The 19,042-nt window shown below is 33.4% G+C and carries 13 protein-coding genes; 12 read left to right on the forward strand and 1 reads right to left on the reverse strand.

Annotation, left to right across the window (positions count from 1 at the left end):
• Positions 1-128: 128 nt before the first annotated feature.
• From GXK57_RS02555 to GXK57_RS02575, 5 genes are all read left to right on the forward strand, one after another.
• Positions 129-566 carry a biotin/lipoyl-containing protein gene (locus GXK57_RS02555; RefSeq protein WP_160670971.1) on the forward strand — a complete coding sequence of 146 codons (438 nt, stop codon included), beginning with the start codon at positions 129-131 and terminating at the stop codon, positions 564-566.
• A gap of 12 nt (positions 567-578) precedes the next feature.
• Positions 579-1,958: an acetyl-CoA carboxylase biotin carboxylase subunit gene (gene accC / locus GXK57_RS02560; protein WP_243156352.1), complete on the forward strand. Its 1,380-nt coding sequence runs from the start codon at positions 579-581 to the stop codon at positions 1,956-1,958.
• The gene (gene accD, locus GXK57_RS02565) at positions 1,942-2,763 is read left to right on the forward strand and encodes an acetyl-CoA carboxylase, carboxyltransferase subunit beta (RefSeq protein ID WP_160670974.1); all 822 of its coding nucleotides are present in this window, start codon (positions 1,942-1,944) and stop codon (positions 2,761-2,763) included. Before accC ends, accD begins: the two co-directional genes overlap by 17 nt.
• Positions 2,747-3,565: an acetyl-CoA carboxylase carboxyltransferase subunit alpha gene (locus GXK57_RS02570; RefSeq protein ID WP_160670977.1), complete on the forward strand. Its 819-nt coding sequence runs from the start codon at positions 2,747-2,749 to the stop codon at positions 3,563-3,565. Before accD ends, GXK57_RS02570 begins: the two co-directional genes overlap by 17 nt.
• A 503-nt stretch (positions 3,566-4,068) precedes the next feature.
• Positions 4,069-5,487, forward strand: coding sequence for a glycoside hydrolase family 1 protein (locus tag GXK57_RS02575; protein ID WP_160670980.1), 1,419 nt, complete (start codon positions 4,069-4,071; stop codon positions 5,485-5,487).
• Positions 5,488-5,586: 99 nt separating this feature from the next.
• Here GXK57_RS02575 and GXK57_RS02580 read toward each other — a convergent pair whose 3' ends face one another.
• Entirely contained in the window at positions 5,587-6,012 is a 426-nt protein-coding gene (locus tag GXK57_RS02580) for a flavin reductase (RefSeq protein ID WP_160670982.1), read from the reverse strand.
• 285 nt (positions 6,013-6,297) lie between these two features.
• Between GXK57_RS02580 and GXK57_RS02585 the strand changes: the two genes are divergently transcribed.
• The 7 genes from GXK57_RS02585 (at position 6,298) to GXK57_RS26975 (ending at position 18,993) form a co-directional block, all read left to right on the forward strand.
• A complete protein-coding gene (locus GXK57_RS02585) occupies positions 6,298-7,866 on the forward strand; it encodes a ClC family H(+)/Cl(-) exchange transporter (RefSeq protein ID WP_160670985.1) in 1,569 nt (522 codons plus the stop codon).
• 435 nt (positions 7,867-8,301) lie between these two features.
• Entirely contained in the window at positions 8,302-10,317 is a 2,016-nt protein-coding gene (locus tag GXK57_RS02590) for a YhgE/Pip domain-containing protein (RefSeq protein ID WP_160670988.1), read from the forward strand.
• 129 nt (positions 10,318-10,446) lie between these two features.
• The gene (locus GXK57_RS02595; protein ID WP_160670991.1) at positions 10,447-11,436 is read left to right on the forward strand and encodes a tocopherol cyclase family protein; all 990 of its coding nucleotides are present in this window, start codon (positions 10,447-10,449) and stop codon (positions 11,434-11,436) included.
• A 146-nt stretch (positions 11,437-11,582) separates the two neighbouring features.
• Complete coding sequence (locus GXK57_RS02600; RefSeq protein WP_202127666.1) at positions 11,583-12,860, forward strand: MFS transporter; 1,278 nt, start codon at positions 11,583-11,585, stop codon at positions 12,858-12,860.
• A gap of 586 nt (positions 12,861-13,446) precedes the next feature.
• On the forward strand, positions 13,447-13,890 hold the full coding sequence (locus tag GXK57_RS02605) for a MarR family transcriptional regulator (RefSeq protein ID WP_160670997.1): 444 nt from the start codon (positions 13,447-13,449) through the stop codon (positions 13,888-13,890).
• Between the two features lie 4 nt (positions 13,891-13,894).
• Complete coding sequence (locus GXK57_RS02610) at positions 13,895-15,622, forward strand: ABC transporter ATP-binding protein (protein ID WP_160671000.1); 1,728 nt, start codon at positions 13,895-13,897, stop codon at positions 15,620-15,622.
• Between the two features lie 1,508 nt (positions 15,623-17,130).
• A complete protein-coding gene (locus GXK57_RS26975; protein WP_347709077.1) occupies positions 17,131-18,993 on the forward strand; it encodes an ABC transporter ATP-binding protein in 1,863 nt (620 codons plus the stop codon).
• Positions 18,994-19,042 lie beyond the last annotated feature (49 nt).

Genomic DNA, 19,042 nt, shown 5'->3' on the forward strand with positions numbered 1-19,042 from the left:
AGTCACGGAAAAATGACATTAAATCTGTATTATTTATATAATTACTTAATTATTTAAGTGATTATATTATTTATTAAGAAGAGGTTTCTTAATATAAGGATACATTAATAAAATTAAGGAGGAGAGAGATGGATATTGATGGTGTTAAGGAATTATTGAATTTGATAGAAAAATCGAATTTTTCTAAAGTTGAATTATGCATTGGTGGCGATTCTTTGAAGTTGGAGAAAGTAGATAGTAAAGAGATAAGCTTAGATAGGATTTATTATGAGGATAATGAGGTTTGTGATAGCCTTATAGAAGAACGTATAAATGGACAAGCATTTATAGAAATTATCAAATCTCCTATGGTTGGAGTATTTCATAATTCAGCTAGTCCTGAAGAAGACCCTTTTGTTAGTATTGGAAGTAAAGTTAAAAAAGGAGACGTAATAGGAATAGTTGAGGCAATGAAGCTAATGAATGAGATAGAAAGTAATTGTGAAGGTGAGGTAATCGAAATTTGTAAAAAAGATAATGAAACCGTAGGGTATGGTGATGTTCTTATAAAGATTAAGTTAGGTTAAGAGGGTGATATTTTGATTAAGAGAGACAACACTATAAGAAAGGTTTTAATAGCTAATAGAGGAGAAATTGCTGTAAGAATTATAAGAGCCTGCAAAGAATTAGGGATAAAAACTGTTGCTGCTTATTCTGAAGAAGACAAATATTCACTAACTACTGATTTAGCAGATGAGGCAATTTGTATTGGTAGGGCTTCTGCTAAAGAGAGTTATTTGAATATTCCAAATATAATTAGTGCTTGTGATGTTACTGGTGCAGACAGTATACATCCCGGTGTTGGCTTTTTATCGGAAGATCCTAACTTTGCAAGAATATGTGAGGATTGTAATATAACTTTTATTGGACCCAGTAGTGAAACCATATCAATGATGGGAGATAAATCAAGAGCAAAAAAAATTATGAGAAGTTTAAATATACCTACTATACCTGGATCAGATGGAGAAATTAATTCTGTAGAAGAAGCGTTAATAATTGCAAATAAGATAGGATATCCTGTAATGATAAAGGCTTCATTTGGTGGTGGAGGGAAAGGCATAAGAATAGCTAATAGCGATGAAGAATTAAAAAAGGAATACTATGTATCAAGGCTTGAATCTAAGGCTTGTTTCCATAGTGAAAGTGTATATATAGAAAAAATTATCAGATCTCCAAAACATATTGAATTTCAGATAATTGCAGATAAGTATGGAAATGTAGTTCATCTAGGAGAAAGGGATTGTTCTATGCAGAGAAATAATCAGAAAGTTATAGAAGAATCTCCATGTAACTATATTTCTGAAAAGCTGAGAAGAGATATGGGAGAAGTTGCTATTAAAGTAGCGAAATCAGTTGGATATGTAAGTGCAGGAACTGTTGAATTTTTACTGGATGAGGATAACAACTACTACTTTATGGAGATGAATACTAGAATACAAGTGGAACACCCTATAACTGAAGTAATTACCGGTATTGATTTAGTTAAAGAACAAATAAATGTTGCAAGTGGAAAAAGACTTTATTTTACTCAAGAGGAAGTAAGCTTAAGTGGACATGCTATCGAGTGTAGGATAAATGCAGAAGATACTAAGAATGGATTCGCACCTTGTTCTGGAAAGATAGGAACCCTAATACTACCAGGAGGTACTGGTATTAGAGTTGATAGTTGTATTTATAGTGATTGTAATGTATCACCATATTATGATTCTATGATTGCTAAGATAATTGCGCATGGAAGAGATAGAAATGAGTCTATCAAAAGGATGGTAAGAGCACTTGAAGAACTCAGAATAGATAATATAATTACTAATAAAAACTTTCAAAGTTGGTTACTGGAACAAGAGGAATTTTTAAATGGAAGCTATAATACAGAATTTTTATCAAATAAGTTGGTGAGTGTAAATGAATTCGTTAAGTAAAGTTAATATAATAGAGGGAATGTGGACGAAGTGTAAAAAATGTACAAATATCATATATACAAAAGAATTAGAAGAAAATTATAATGTATGCCCAAAATGTAATTATCATTTTAGAATAAGTGCTAAAGAAAGGATTAAACTTATAATAGATGAAAATTCTTTTGAAGAATTATATAGTGACATAGAAACAAAGAATATTTTAAATTTTGATGGTTATGATGAAAAGTTAAGAGATAGTATTGAAAAAAGTTCAATAAATGAAGCGGTTATTTGTGGAACTGGTGAAATAGGTGGCATAAAGGTAGCTGTAGCTATAATGGATAGTAATTTTATGATGGGAAGTATGGGAATAGTTGTAGGAGAAAAGATTACAAGGTTGGTTGAATATGCTGGAGAAAAAAGGGTAGCATTGATAATTTTTTGTGCTTCTGGTGGAGCGAGAATGCAGGAGGGAATATTTTCACTGATGCAGATGGCGAAGATATCATTTGAATTATCAAAGTTTAGGGAAGAAGGAGGCCTATATATCTCTGTATTAACTGATCCAACAACAGGAGGAGTAAGTGCCAGCTTTGCCATGCAAGGAGATATAATAATTGCTGAGCCAAAGGCCTTGGTAGGGTTTGCAGGTAAAAAAGTAATACAGAATACTATAAAAGAAGAATTGCCAAAAGATCTACAAAGAGCAGAATTTCTATTTAGAAAAGGGTTAATTGATAAGATAGTAAATAGAAAGGAAATGAAGAGTTTTTTGTTCGACATTCTTGATATAAATAAGGGGATACACTATGAATCAAGAAAATAATTTTAATAATAATGCTTGGGAAAAAGTCAAGCTATCACGTGATATAAGAAGACCTAGCTCTAATTATTATATAAGTAACATTAGTGATAAGTTTATAGAGCTACATGGGGATAGATGTTATGGTGATGATAGTGCCATTATCGCAGGAGTATGTAAAATAGATGGAATATCTCTGGTTATTATAGGAATTACGAAAGGTGATAATACTAAAGAAAACATAAATAGAAATTTTGGAATGCCAAAACCAGAGGGGTATAAGAAATCCTTACGATTAATGAAATATGCGGAAAAACATAAAATGCCAATCATATGCCTAATTGACACACCAGGTGCTTACTGTGGAATTGAAGCTGAAGAGAATGGGCAAGGTATGGCGATTGCAAATAACCTAATAGAGATATGTAAATTGAAAGTTCCGATAGTATCAGTATTTATTGGCGAAGGTGGAAGTGGTGGAGCATTGGCATTAGGAATTGCGGATAGGATATTAATGTTAGAAAATGCTATATATTCAATCTTGTCTCCAGAAGGTTTTTCCAGTATATTGTGGAAGGATTCTAGTAGATTTGTAGAGGCTGCTAGTGTGATGAGACTGACTGCAAATGATCTTAAAGAACTAGGAATAATAGATAGAATAATTGAAGAACCAGAAGATGGCGCACATAATAATAGAGCGTATATAGCAAAAGAGTTAAAGAAGATTTTAATCCAAGAATTAGATAAATTAATGGAATGTAATTTAGATACATTATTAAAGAAGAGATATAGTAAATTCAGGAGAATCGGGATTGAGTTTTATTGATAGTTATGTATGATTTATAGGTTGGTAAATTAAGCAACTGGTATGATTAGAATTAGTACATTTGAAGTTCTCCAACAGTAATTACTTGATAAGAAGAGTCTAAATTAAATAAAATATATATCTGAAGGGTTATAGTTTATGTACGTACAACATATAGTGTTATTGTACTATCAAAAAACATTTAATCAATATGATTTTAGTGCAAACTTGAAATGTTTATTTATTTCTCTAGAGCAATAGGAAAATATTGTGATTACATTAAAAAAGTTAACCTCACAATTCTAATCTGTATTAATACAGATTAGAATTGTGAGGTTTGTAATATTTAAATTAGAAAATTATAATTATAAGTAGAGATAATGTTTACATTGGATTTGATAGAATATTGTTGCTAAAGCAGCTTGACAAAGTTTATTTGTTAATCCGATGTTGCTCTAATTATTCATGCAAAAATATTAATATAATTAATTACTATAAAATTAAGTTGTAAAGGAGTAGTTAAAATGCTTCATAAAAAATTAAAACCATTTCCTAAGGATTTTCTTTGGGGTGCATCTACATCTGCATACCAAGTTGAAGGAGCTAATTTAATCGATGGCAAAGGGCCATCCTGCCAAGATGTAAAGAAGGTACCAGAAGGTACTTCTGAGTTAGATGTTTGTGCAGATCAATACCATCGTTATAAAGAAGATGTTGCGTTAATGGCAGAAATGGGATTTAAGGTTTATCGTTTCTCTATTTCTTGGTCAAGATTAATTCCAGAAGGGACAGGAGAAGTAAATCCTAAAGGAGTAGAGTACTATAATAATTTAATAGATGAATGTCTTAAACATAATATAATTCCTTTAGTCACAATGTTTCACTTTGACATGCCAGCAGCACTAGATAAAAGGGGTGGCTGGTCTAAAAGAGAGTCTATAGATTGGTTTGTGAACTTTGCTAAAGTTATGTATGAAAATTTCGGTGACAGAGTTAAGCACTGGCTTACTATCAATGAGCAAAATGTATTAACCCTGGCTGGAGAAGTTATTGGTACTGCAATGATTCCTGAAGGATGCACTAATATACGTAAAGAAATCTATCAGCAAAACCATCATATGTTAGTCGCTCAAGCTAAGGCTATGGCATTGTGTCATGAGATGATAAAAGATGCAAAAATTGGTCCAGCGCCAAATATATCCTTGGTCTATGCTGCTAGTTGTAAACCAGAAGATAATTTAGCAGCTCAAAATTTTAATGCTATACGTAACTGGTTATATTTAGATATGGCTGTATATGGCAAATATAATAGTTTAGCTTGGTCATACTTGGAAGAAATTGATGCTGTTCCTGAGATTGAAGAAGGAGACATGGAAATACTTGCTTCAGGTAAACCAGATTTTATTGGGTTCAACTACTATAATACTGCTACTGTGCAAGCTAGTGATATGGAAGCCAGTGAAGCTGGTAAAAAGGATCAACAGAAATCTATGGGAGAGCCAGGAGTATTTAAAGGTTTTAAAAATCCAAACTTACCTACTACTCAATTTGGTTGGGAGATAGATCCAGAGGGCTTCAGGGCTACCATGAGAGAAATATATTCAAGATATAGATTACCATTAATTGTTACTGAAAATGGCTTAGGTGCCTATGACAAATTAGAACAAGATGGCTCAATACATGATCCATATCGTATTGAGTATTTGAGAAAACATATAGAGCAGCTCCGCTTAGCTATAACCGATGGGGTAGATATGATGGGGTATTGCCCTTGGTCTGCTATTGATTTAATATCTACTCATGAAGGTATGGTAAAACGCTATGGCTTTATTTATGTGGATAGAGAAGAATTTGATCTAAAGACCTTAGATCGTTATCGTAAAGATTCTTTCTACTGGTATAAAAAAGTCATTGATTCTAATGGAGAAAAGTTGGAAGATTAATAATAAGGAAACACCGCAGAAATGCGGTGTTTCTATTCATTTAAAAAATTTTATGGAGCGGAAAATGATTTGTTACGATCCATTCTTATTTATAGGCTACTATAGAGTGTACTTTTTAGAATCATTGCTTACAACTGACTTAACAAGACCATATACAAGATTATCTTGTTCAATTCCTTCAAGATGCAGGACATCTATTACTTCTACAACCATGCAATTAGTAGCTCCATCTATTAGTATAGCGGAGTCATTTATTGTATACTTGATGTTTGAAAACTTATCTGTATCATCAGAATGGTTTTCTCCTAAAGATTTAATTATATCTTGTTGATTTTCATTCAATGCACTTACACCGATGATATCCCCTTTACAGATATTCTTTCCGGTTATGCTTTGAGTTCCAAGAAGCATTAGGATTTTGTCATAGTCTGCCTGCATAGCCCAGGCACAAATCATACCATATTTTCTTTCATTTTTTATGAAGCTAACGGCATTGGCTCCATAGTTAAAAGCAGTAAGTTCCACTTTCTATCACCTCATTATTCTTTCATTTATATTTTTAGACATATAGATATGCCACTTTAGTTACATTTTACTATATAGGTATGGTATAAGAAAGAAAAGCTTTCAAAGATGATATTTTTGAAGTTCTTTCAAATGAAATTACGCATACAGACTATCAAAGTATTAATCTGTTAAATCATTGTTATAATTATAGGCCAATGCCCTAGTTATTTGCATGAGTAATAATATAGAGATATAATTAAAAAGCAATTAATTGTTTTACAATTTAGATGGAGATGAGTTTTAATGACAGATAAAAATAAAAATAATGCCTACAATACTATATCTCACTGGCAAGATTTTAAAATTAAAATCATGCTAGAAGGCATAATTGTAGGTATTTTTTCTGGGTTATTGGTTGTATTATACAGGATAGCTTTGGAGAAGGCAGAGAGCTTAAGAAACCAATTAATAGTGGCTAATTCTTCTAATATAATAGTAGATATAATTTGGTTTATTATTTTGATAATTGGAGCAGTGATTGTAGGCAAGCTTGTAGAAAGTGAGCCTATGATAAGTGGAAGTGGAATACCTCAGGTTGAGGCGGTATTACGTGGAAGGCTTAAGATGAATTGGTTACCTGTGATTGTTAAAAAGTTTATAGGTGGGGTAATATCTATTGGAGCCGGACTTTCTTTAGGCCGTGAAGGCCCTTCTATACAACTTGGAGCAGCAGTAGGACAAGGATTTAGCAAGATATTTAAACGACTTAAAGTGGAAGAAAGATATCTTATTACCAGTGGCGCAAGTGCTGGGTTATCTGCAGCCTTTAATGCTCCTCTCGCTGGAGTTATGTTTGCGTTAGAAGAAGTGCACAAGCATTTTTCGCCATTAGTATTACTTTCAGCTATGTCGGCATCCTTAACAGCAGATGTAGTTTCAAGGTATTTCTTTGGATTAAATCCAGTCTTTAATTTTAAGAATATAACCTTACTTCCTCTTAGTTACTATGGTTATATTGTAGTATTAGGAATTGTGGTTGGCTTATTTGGAGTGGTATATAATTATTCACTTATGAATGCTTTAAAGTTATATGGAAAGCAAAAATGGTTATCAGGAAGGTTCAAACCAATAATACCCTTTGTGCTTGCAGGAGTATTAATGTTATTTTTACCAGTTGTTCTCGGTGGAGGACATTCCATAATAAATGAATTAATTTCTGGTAACTTTACTCTGAAAATGCTTGTTTTAATCCTAGTAGTTAAGTTTTTATACTCTATGATAAGTTTTGGGTCTGGGGCTCCAGGAGGGATTTTCTTTCCACTATTGGTATTAGGAGCACTTACTGGGGCAATATTTGCTAAAACTTTAGTATATTTCTTTGGATTAGATCCAATGTATATAAATAATTTTATAATACTTGCTATGGCTGGATACTTTGCAGCAATAGTAAGAGCACCCATTACAGGAAGTATATTAATAACTGAGATGACAGGTTCATTAAATCATCTATTATCATTGAGTATTGTGTCAATTGTAGCTTATATTGTAGCAGACTTACTAAAATCTGAACCAATATACGAATCTTTACTTGAAAGGCTTGTTAAGGGGAGAGATAAACAAAAATACTCAGACAGCGAAACAAATAAGGTCATTCTAGAGATTCCAGTTCTAATGGATTCCGATATTGAAGATAAACATATAAAAGATCTAAGTTTACCTAAAGATTGTCTAGTTGTTGCCATAAAAAAGGGAGAAAAAGAAGTTATTCCAAGAGGAGATACTATAATTGCTGCTGGAGATTTTCTTCATATTATTGTAAATGAAAGTGGAGCAGCAGAAATTAATGAATATTTAAGTGATATGGGAAGGTAATTGATTGCTGAAGAACTAAAAACATTCACTTATTATTATAAGTAACTTTTAAGCTTTTAATTGGAAGGCAGTTCTATGTTAATTAGAACTGTCTTTTTACTTTATAAGGATTATAGAAAATACTATTATTTTTATTGCACATAATGTGATGCTGCTATGCAAAAACTATCTTTACTGTTAAAGAAAATATAAAAAAATTGCTAGCTAAACCTAATAAATATGAAGGGCTTAGGACAACTATTTAGAGTAAAAGGTAAAAAAATCGCTTGATAGACCTTGTGCACAAACGTTCAGAAAAGGCAGACGCGAAAAAGTTTATTAAGGAAGTTTAACCTCAGAGAATTTTTATTCCATTATAGTAGAAAGGTAGGTGATAGCCTGCACAGTTATTTTATAGAGGACTATAAGGTAAGTTTAGCTATGTGCAGGATAGCTATGGGTGAACAAGTAAATAGGGATAGAAGAAAGATTTTGTTTAAAATAATAGTAATATCTATTATAGCAATTATATTTGTACCTATATTATATTCGGGAATATATCTTTATGCTTTTTGGGATCCTTATGGAAGGTTTTATGATGTGCCAGTAGCCTTTGTAAACTTAGATAAGAAGGTTGTTAAGGAAGGAAAAGAGTATAACGTTGGAAAGGATATAGAAGATAATCTAAGAAAAAATAATAAGGTTGGTTGGAAATTTGTTAGCTATGATGAAGCTAAAAAAGGAGTAAGTGGTACAAAATATTATGCTTTAATATTAATTCCAGAAGACTTCTCTAAGAACATATCTGAAGCAGCTAGTGGCAACTTGGTTAAGCCTACGGTACTTTATGAAGCAAACAAAGGTAAGAACTTTGTGTTTGCTCAAGTATCTGAAAGAGCAGCTGAAAGCATTAAGTCAGAAGTTGCTTCTAGTATTCAGGAACAAACAACTAAATCACTAGCAGGTAGCTTATACACTGTAAAGGATTCTTTGTCAGAGGCAAGTAAAGGTGCAAGTTCATTGGTGGATGGCACGGTAAGGTTATTAAATGGTTCAAATCAATTAGATACAGGATTAGCTAAAGCTACAAGTGGAGCAAAGCAGCTTCAAAGTGGCTTAGAAAAAGCTTATGCTGGAGAAGCTAAACTTACAACGGGAATAGATTCATTACTGGCTGGATTAAATAAGTTTAAAGGTGGATTAACTCAAAACTCAGAGGGAGTTAATCAATTGGTAAGTGGAGCTAAGGCTCTCTCAGATGGTATGTCGGCAGTGGCATCTGGAACTTCAAAAGCTAATCTTTCTCAAGGACTAACAACTGCAGCAGATAGCATAGCTCAAATTAAAGGAGCGTTAAATCAGGTATCTTCCATACTGTCTACCTCAAATGACCCACAGAGTATTGGTACTGCTCAAACAATCTTAAATGGATTGGTCAATACTATAAACACTAAGAAGCTTGAAGAAAATCTTAGGACTGCAGCAGGCAGTGCTAGTTCTTTAACAAACAACTTAAATCAATTAAGTGCTGCAGCAAGTACACTTTCTACTACTCAAAATAATGCTCTTTCTGGCGTGAATCAACTTATAAATGGAGCAAATAACCTGAAAAGTGGAAGCCAGGAGCTTAGTAGGGGATTAAGTACAGCAGTAAAAAAAACAGGAGAGTTAGCTTCAGGGCTTACTACTCTAAATAATGGTACTAAGGATTTGTCCAATGGACTTAATTCACTTAGTGATGGAACTATAAAGCTAAGAGATGGATTAAACAGTGGTTATAACACTATGAATAACAGCTTAAAGTTTGGAATAGAAGATATATCAAGCTTTGTAACTAATCCTCTAACTTTATCTGATGTATCAATAAACACAGTTAAGTATTATGGTGAAGGGCTTGCCCCATATTTTATTTCTTTATCACTTTGGCTGGGGGCAATGTTAATGAATTTAATATTGTCTCTTACAAAGCTGTCAAAGGTAGTTCAAAACAAATATATAAAAACTTACTTGGGGACTTTTATAGCTGGATCAGTGTTAGTTATGCTTCAGGCAGTTATCTTAAGTTCTGTGCTTATAGCAGCTCTAGGACTTCAACCTACAAATCAATTTGTATTTTATCTGGAAAATATGTTTATATCTATTGTATTCTTCAGCATAATGTATGGTGTATCTTATGCAATAGGAGTGGTAGGAACACCAATATTATTCGTGCTATTTATACTGCAGCTTGCATCTTCAGGAGGAACCTTTCCTATAGAGACTGCACCAGGAGTCTTTAGAGTCCTTTCACCATTTTTCCCAATGACCTATACGGTGGAAGGTCTTAGGATGATAATAAGTGGTATTAACAGTATAAGATTAACTCAAATTTCCTTTTTCCTATTAACATTTATGCTTATATTCCTAATAGGAGGATTTGTACTTAATAGAAGCTTTAAAGGATTGAAAAGCATTAAAGCTGAAGAAGAGTAATATTATAAGTTTCGCGCTTTAAAATAGTTTACTAAGATAAATATACTTAAAGGTATAACAATTAATAAAAGTTTTGTTCACCAGAATATTGGTGAACAAAATTTTTCTTTATGTGAAAGAGGTGTTTAATTGATTAAATTTATTAGAAATCCTGATGTCTTTCATGGTAAGAATAGAAAAATAAATTTCTTTGAAGGCTGGTACTTTAAGCTTGTTCAGCCTAATAACGGGGATACCTATTGTTTTATCCCTGGAGTTTTTATGTCAAGAGAGGAAAATCAGTCTCACAGTTTTATTCAAGTACTCAAAGGAAGTAAATGTGATTTTAGTTACTTGAGGTTTAAAGAAGATGAGTTTAAGGCTAGTGACACTGAATTTGATGTAAAGCTAGGTGTTAATTCTTTTTCTCTTAAGGGGATACAATTGAATATTAATGAGAAACAAGAAAAAATATGTGGAAGTCTGTATTTTAAAAATATAATAAAGTGGCCAGATACTTCAATAAATCCAGGAAGTATGGGCTTTTATAATTATTTGGATTTTATGGAGTGCTATAGTCAGGTTTGTGCTATGGATGGAGACATAATAGGAAAGCTTAATATTAATGGAAAGGATATTGATTTCACAGGAGGGAAGCTATATGTTGAGAAGAACTGGGGAAAGGCTTTTCCGTATTCCTATATATGGGCCCAAGGAAATTCCTTTGAAAATGTAAATGCATCACTTAGCTGTTCTATTGGGCATATTCCACTTCCAAAACCTTTCAAAAGCTTTACTGGCTTTTTAATAGGGCTTTACGTGAAAGAGGGATTTTATAAATTTACAACAATAAATAGAAGCAAGCTATCAATTGGCTATGAGAAAAATAAAGTTATTTTAGAAACTGAAAATAAAAATTATAACTTAAAAGTAGAGGCTATCTATGAAGAAGCTCACTTCATGAACCTATATGCACCCTATGACGGGAGTATGATACCTACGGCAAGAGAAACTTTAAGTGGAAAGCTAAAGGTAACACTCTATGACAAGAAAGGAAAAGAGACTATTTTTAAGGAGTGTTGCTGCAATGCAGGAGTTGAGTTTTCAAAAAACTATACAGAACTGGTACATAGAATTTAAAATGAGTTTACAAAAGACTACATAGATGCTAGGGTTTTTTCTGAATTGGAAAATTAATACATAGTAGTGTGTTTTTGTGTTACAATTATAATTGAACATCAAAAATTTTTAATTTGGAGGAAAGAAGTTTGGCAGTATTCTTTTTAATGATAATATATCTAGCTTTTATTAGCCTAGGATTACCTGATTCATTGTTGGGTGTTGCATGGCCAGTCATGCATTTAGATCTTGGTGCTAAGTTAGAAGCCGCAGGAATTATATCTATGTCCATAGCTGGAGGGACAATTGTATCAAGCTTAGCAAGTGGTTATGTACTTAAAAAGTTAGGAACAGGAAAGGTTACATTGATAAGTTGCTTTATGACTGCAGCTGCACTTTTAGGATTTTCTTTAGCACCTTCTTTTCTTTGGCTTATACTATTAGCTATTCCTCTAGGACTTGGAGCTGGTTCTGTGGATGCAGGACTTAATAACTATGTAGCAAATCACTATAAGGCACATCACATGAGTTGGCTTCACTGTTTTTGGGGAGTTGGTGCTACCTTAGGCCCCATAATAATGTCAAGTTTTATAGGGAATAATGGTTCCTGGAGGAATGGATATAGAACAGTTTCTTTTTTGCAATTTTCTTTAGTTATCCTGCTATTTTTAACTTTACCCTTATGGAGAAAGGTTGGAGGTGAGGGGAAAGATAGCAATGAAGAACAACATAAAATTGAGGAAATCGACACTTACGAATATAGAGATGATAAAAATCTTAATAATGTAGTAGAAGTTGGAAAAGATAACTCGGAAATTTTAGACTTACAGGAGAAAAGTGGCTCTAAAGTAAAAGAAAATGTATTAAAATATCCTGGAGTAAGTTTTGCGTTAATTTCTTTTCTATTTTATTGCGGTGGAGAATCTACCATTGGTTTGTGGGGAAGTAGCTTTTTGGTTAATACTAAAGCTTTCGCTCCAGCTACGGCTGCAAGCTGGGTATCACTATACTATGGAGGTATTACCATAGGAAGGCTGATAACTGGCTTTATTACAATGAAGTTGTCAAATAAGATACTTATAAGAGCGGGGCAAATTATGTCTCTGGTAGGCATTTTATTATTAATACTGCCATTATCTAAGGCTTTTGCTTTTTTAGGGTTTATAATGGTTGGACTTGGATTTGCACCAATATTTCCTTGTATGATCCACGAAACCCCAGTTAGGTTTGGTAAAGTACAGTCACAAAAAATCATAGGATATCAAATGGCAGCTGGTTATATTGGAGCAACATTCCTGCCTCCAATTTTGGGAGTTATAGCAGCTAAAACCAATATTGGCATTATGCCGTTTTTTGTTTTGATATATATCTTCACCATGCTTTACAGCAGTGAGAGAATAAATATATTTATGAAAGTAAAAAAGCTTGGTAAAGTTAATATGTAATATAATTTTATAATATTATGAAGCTTAGTTAGATGATTATTGTTGAATTAAAGGTCATATACCTATACCAAAGAGATAATTTTTAGGATAAGTATAAATCATGTATATACAGGTAAATAATCCTTATATACATGATTTTTTATCTATAAAGTTATACTTTATATTAAAATTTATCGAAATAAAGCTTTAGCTATAACCTTTTTCCTTTTATCATCGAAACTATATTATAAGAATGACAAATAAAGAGGCACCACTTTGATCTAAAGTCTGTTTTTAAAATTTAACTGTTTTCTGAAAGATAGGTTTGAATATATAGATTTTATCACGAAGTGGGACATACATAATTAGGGGGAGATGCTATAATCTAAGGTTTATTATAATTAGTTAAGAGGTTGAAAACGTATGAATATCTTATAGAAGTAATAATTAAAATAATAAATAAAAAAAATTTATTTGTAATCGTATTCCATGATAAAAGATATCTTGACTGAAACATATAGGGTGATATAATTAGTTCGTGCACGAATTAATCGGATACGAACAATTGGAAAGCGAATTAATTCCTGTGAATAATAGGAGGGGAAAAATGTATTCAAGTGATACAGGTAGAGAAACGACCAGGCTTTTTGTTGAAGTAAGTAAGCTTATACAGCAAAGCATGCGAAAAAATTTTGAAGATAGCGAAGTTACTATGCCACAAGGTATGGTTCTGCATATATTAAAAGAATATGGCCAGATGAAGATTAGTGACTTAAGCGATAAGGTTCATTTGTCAAAGAGTACCGTTTCAGGGATAGTGGATAGATTAGAAAAGCATGGTTTGGTGGAAAGAACAAGAAATGATGAGGATAGAAGGACTGTTTATGTAAGTGTTACTAAAGCCTTCGAAGAAAATCATAAAGAATTGCACAAGAAAGCAGAAGAAAGTTTTGAAGATTTGCTTAGTTCAGCGACTGAACAGGATATGGAAAAAATAGTTGAGGGATTAAGTACCTTAAAAAGAATATTAATGGCTAGAAAGGAGAGATAGCTTTATGTTAAGACTTTATAAATTTTTAAAACCATTTACCATTTCGGTAATAGGAGTAATAATCTTCGTAGCTTGTCAAGCTATCGGTGATCTTTATCTTCCAACTTTAATGTCAGATATAATCAATGATGGCGTTATGCAAGGAGATACAAGCAAGATTTTCCACACTGGAGGGATAATGATCCTAGTTGCTTTAGGAGGAGTTATTTGTTCAATTTTGGCAAGTTTGTTGTCAGCTAGATCTGCAGCAGGACTTGGAGAAATTATTAGAAATAAGGTATTTAGAAAGGTTGAAAGCTTTTCTTTACATGAATTCGATAAGTTAGGTACAGCAACACTTATCACTAGAACTACAAATGATATCACTCAGATTCAAACAGTTACAGTTATGATAATGCGTATGATGATAAGTGCACCTATAATGTGTGTTGGTGGTATCATTATGGCATACAGAAAAGATGGATCACTTACTTGGGTGCTTGCAGTTTCAATGCCAGTTCTTATATTAGTTATAGCAATACTTGCAACAAGAATGATGCCGCTTTTCAAAATGGTACAGGTTAAGATAGATAGAATTAACCTAGTATTACGTGAAAAACTTACAGGAATAAGAGTTATACGTGCTTTCAATACAATAGATAGAGAAAAGAAGCGTTTCAATGATGCCAATGATGATCTTACACAAAACTACATTAAAGTTAATAGAATCATGGCTTTCATGATGCCTTCTATTATGCTTATAATGAACTTTACTTCACTTGCAATCCTTTGGTTTGGTGGATTACGTATAGCTGATGGAAGTTTAGATTTAGGTGCACTTTCAGCCTTTACTCAATACGCTATGCAAATCATGTTCTCAATGATTATGCTTTCAATGATGTTTATAATGGTTCCTCGTGCTCAAGCTGCAGCGGTTAGAATTAACGAAGTGCTTGACACTGCCCCAGATATAGAAGATGCAAAAGTATTAAATGAGAGCTTTGAAGGTAAGGGATATGTTGAATTCAAGGATGTAAGCTTTAGCTACCATGGTGCTGAAGAACCAGCTCTTAGAAATATTTCCTTCTCAGCAAAACCAGGTGAAGTTACTGCTATCATAGGAAGTACAGGCTCTGGTAAGTCTACATTAATCAATCTAATAGCAAGATTCTATGATGTACAAGGTGGAAGTGTATTAGTTGACGGGGTAGATGTTAAAGATATTTCACAAGAAGTTCTTAGAAATAAAATTGGTTTCGTACCTCAAAAGGCAGTTCTATTCTCCGGTACAATTGCTGAAAATATTAAGTTTGGAAATGATAATGCTACTGATGCAGAAATCAAACATGCTGCTAAAGTTGCACAAGCAGCAGACTTTATAGCAACTATGGAAGGCGGCTATGATCACGAAATAGCACAAGGTGGTACTAACGTATCTGGTGGTCAAAAGCAAAGACTTTCTATAGCTAGAGCCTTAGTTAGAAAGCCAGAAATATATATTTTTGATGATAGTTTCTCAGCACTAGACTTTAAGACAGACGCGAAGCTTAGAGCGGCCCTAAAGCAAGAAACTCAGGAATCAACCGTAATAATAGTTGCACAAAGAGTTGGTACAGTTATGGATGCAGACAGAATTATAGTTCTTGATGAAGGTTCTGTTGTAGGCATGGGAACTCATAAGGAATTACTACAAAACTGTGATGTTTACCGTGAGATTGTATCCTCACAACTTTCAGAGGAGGAGATAGCATGAGTGAAAATACCAAAAAACCAGCAGGCGGCAGAAGAGGCGGCCCAATGGGAGGTATGGGAAGACCAGTAGAAAAGGCTAAGGACTTTAAAGGCTCTTTCAAAAGACTTCTTAGATACCTAAGACCTCATAAAATGAATTTGATAGTAGTATTCTTATTTGCTATATTAAGTACTACTTTTACAATAGCAGCACCAAAGATATCAAGTAAAGCAATGAACAAACTTCAAAATGCTTATATGGCTCGTAAGATGGTTTCTGAAATGTCTAAAGGACAGAATAAGGCAATAGATGAAATGAACAGCAAGATGGGCGATGTTCAAAAAGAAGTTAGTGACAAAATAATAGACAAGATGGCTGATGGTCAAAAAACTGCAGTAGATAAGATTACTACAAGCATGGGTGACGCACAGTCAAAGGCAGTAGATGCAATTTATAACAATGTAGCTACACAAATGTACCAAGGTGTACTTACAGGACAGAAGACAGCAGTAGATAAGATAACTACTCAGATGGCTTCAGCTCAAAAAACTATGGTAGCTCAAGTGCAACAACAAATGGCACAGATGCAAAAGCTACAACAGATGCAGCAAGCTGCAGCTCAGGGTGGTGCACAAGCTAGCCAAGCGGCAGCGGCGCAAGCAGCAGCAGCTCAAAGTGCGGCGGCAATGCCAGATGCTCAAACTATAGCAACGCTACAAAAGCTAATGCAGCTTCCAATGATTGATGCTTCCAATGATAGAGCTACAAGAGTTAAAACTACACTTGATTTTATCAACATACTTAAGGTTATGCCAGCAAATGGTAAGATAGATAAAGCTTCTTTAGCTCCATTAGAAGAGTTGTTAAATATACCAATGCTAGACAAGGCTAAGGCTGGTAATGATAAGGTTACAGTAATAAAGAACTTCATGAATGTTGCTAAAAAGCTACCAGGAGGAGGTTCTACACAAAGCTCAATGAGTCTTGATACTGCAGAAATGAATGAAGTATATTCTAGAATAGCTAAGATGACAGATTTCACTGCAAAGAGCTCAAGCTCATCAACTAGCAAAATGGATCAAAAGGCTACAGACGCCGTGCAAAAGTTATTAAAGCTTCCATTAATCAATAATATTAAGGATGCTAATGAAAAGAAAAATAACTTAAATCAATTATTAGATATATTCAATGATATGCCTGATATGTCAAGTGACAGCAATAGCTCAGGAAACAAGGTAAACAAATCAGATATACAAACTATTAAAGATTTACTAGCAGTTAAGGATATAAGCTCTATTACAGATGCTAAGGAAAAGAACGAAACTGCAATTAAATTAGTTGATATATTCAATAAGATGCCTAAGACTGATACTACTACAGATGATAAGTCAAAGGATACAATGAACCCAGATCAACTTAACAGCGTTAAACAATTATTAGGGTTACCAGTATTAAACTCAATAACTAATGCTGATGAAAAGCTTAAAGTTACAAATCAAATGTTAGATATCTTCAGCAGTATGCCAGATATGGGAACTACTGATACAGATTCAAAGAATAAGATAGACACTAAGAGTATAAAGTCTATCCAAAAGTTTATTGCACTTCCAAGATTAGATACACTAACAGATGCTGATAAAAAAGCAGATACTGCTAAGCAAATCTTAGATTTAAGCAGTGAATTAAGTAAGACTATGGACAATGCACCTTCAAGTCCTAAAAATGATGTGAAGCTTACTGATGCTCAGATTGATTCTGCAATTACTGCAATAAGAGAAACAAATGGGAAATATGATTTCCATTATATTGGTGTAATAGCATTAATACTTATTGGTATGTATGTTATAAGTGCATTATTTAGTTTAACAATGGGACTTGTAATGTCAGGGGTAGCTCAAAAGACTGTTCGTGACTTAAGAAGAGAAGTTGACGAAAAGCTTGGAAGATTGCCACTTAAGTATTTTGATATGCATGCACATGGTGATATATTAAGCCGTGTTACTAATGACGTTGATACCATAGCAACAACACTACAACAAAGTTTAACACAGATAATTACATCAGTTATAACTATAGTTGGTTATATCATAATGATGCTTACAATCAGTCCAATACTAACACTTATTGTAATAGCAACATTACCTTTATATGTTTTAGCTACAGCAACAATTGCAAAGAAGTCTCAAAAGTACTTTGCTTCTCAACAAAAGGAAATTGGTCTTCTAAGTGGACACGTAGAAGAAATGTATACTGGACATAAGATAGTTAAGGCTTTTGGACATGAAAAGGACTCTATAGAAGAGTTTGAAGCTATTAACAGCAGACTTAGAAATGCAGGCTGGAAAGCACAATTTGTTTCAGGTATCATGTTCCCACTTATGAACTTCATAAGTAACATCGGATATGTTGGAATCAGTATAGTTGGTGGTATATGGATTACAAAGAGCTTATTAGGCTTAGGGGATATACTTGCCTTCATACAATACTCAAGATCCTTTACTATGCCAATAGTTCAAACTGCAAATATAGCAAATGTTATTCAATCAACTATAGCTTGTGCTGAACGTGTATTCCAAATTCTTGATGAAGAAGAGGAAATACCAGACAGTGCTGATGCAATAGTTCTCGAAAATCCTAATGGAGAAGTTACTTTTGAACATGTTGATTTTAGATATGTAGAAGATGTTCCTCTAATAGAAGATATGAACCTAGATGTTAAGAAAGGTCATACAGTTGCTATCGTTGGGCCTACTGGTGCTGGTAAGACAACACTTGTTAATCTTCTAATGCGTTTCTATGAAATAAATGCTGGTAAGATAAAGATTGATGGTGTAAATATTAATGATATTAAACGTAGCGAATTACGTAAGATGTTTGGTATGGTTCTTCAAGATACATGGCTATACAATGGATCAATTAAGGACAATATAGCTTACGGCTCAGAAGGTGCTACTATGGAGGATATAGTTCGTGCAGCAAAAGCAGCTCATGCTGATCACTTCATAAGAACATTACCGGAAGGTTATGATACTGTTCTTAATGAAGAAGGAACAAATATTTCTCAAGGTCAAAAGCAGCTATTAACTATTGCTCGTGCTATACTTGCAAATCCTACAATATTAATACTTGATGAGGCAACAAGTAGTGTTGATACTAGAACAGAAGTGTTAATACAAAAAGCTATGGCTAACTTAATGGCTAATAGAACAAGCTTCGTAATTGCTCATAGACTTTCAACTATTCGTGACGCAGAGCTTATCTTAGTTATGAATAAGGGAACAATAATAGAAATGGGTAACCATAACCAGTTGTTAGAAAAGGGTGGCTTCTATGCTGATCTTTACAACAGCCAATTCTCAGGGGCAGACTTAGAAACTGAGGCTGTGGGTTAGAAAACTACCTATTAACTAAACAAAAGATTAAAGTGGCTATTATGTGAAT

It is taken from the genome of Clostridium sp. C8-1-8, assembly GCF_009928445.1.
Classification (GTDB): Bacteria; Bacillota; Clostridia; order Clostridiales; family Clostridiaceae; genus Clostridium_AR.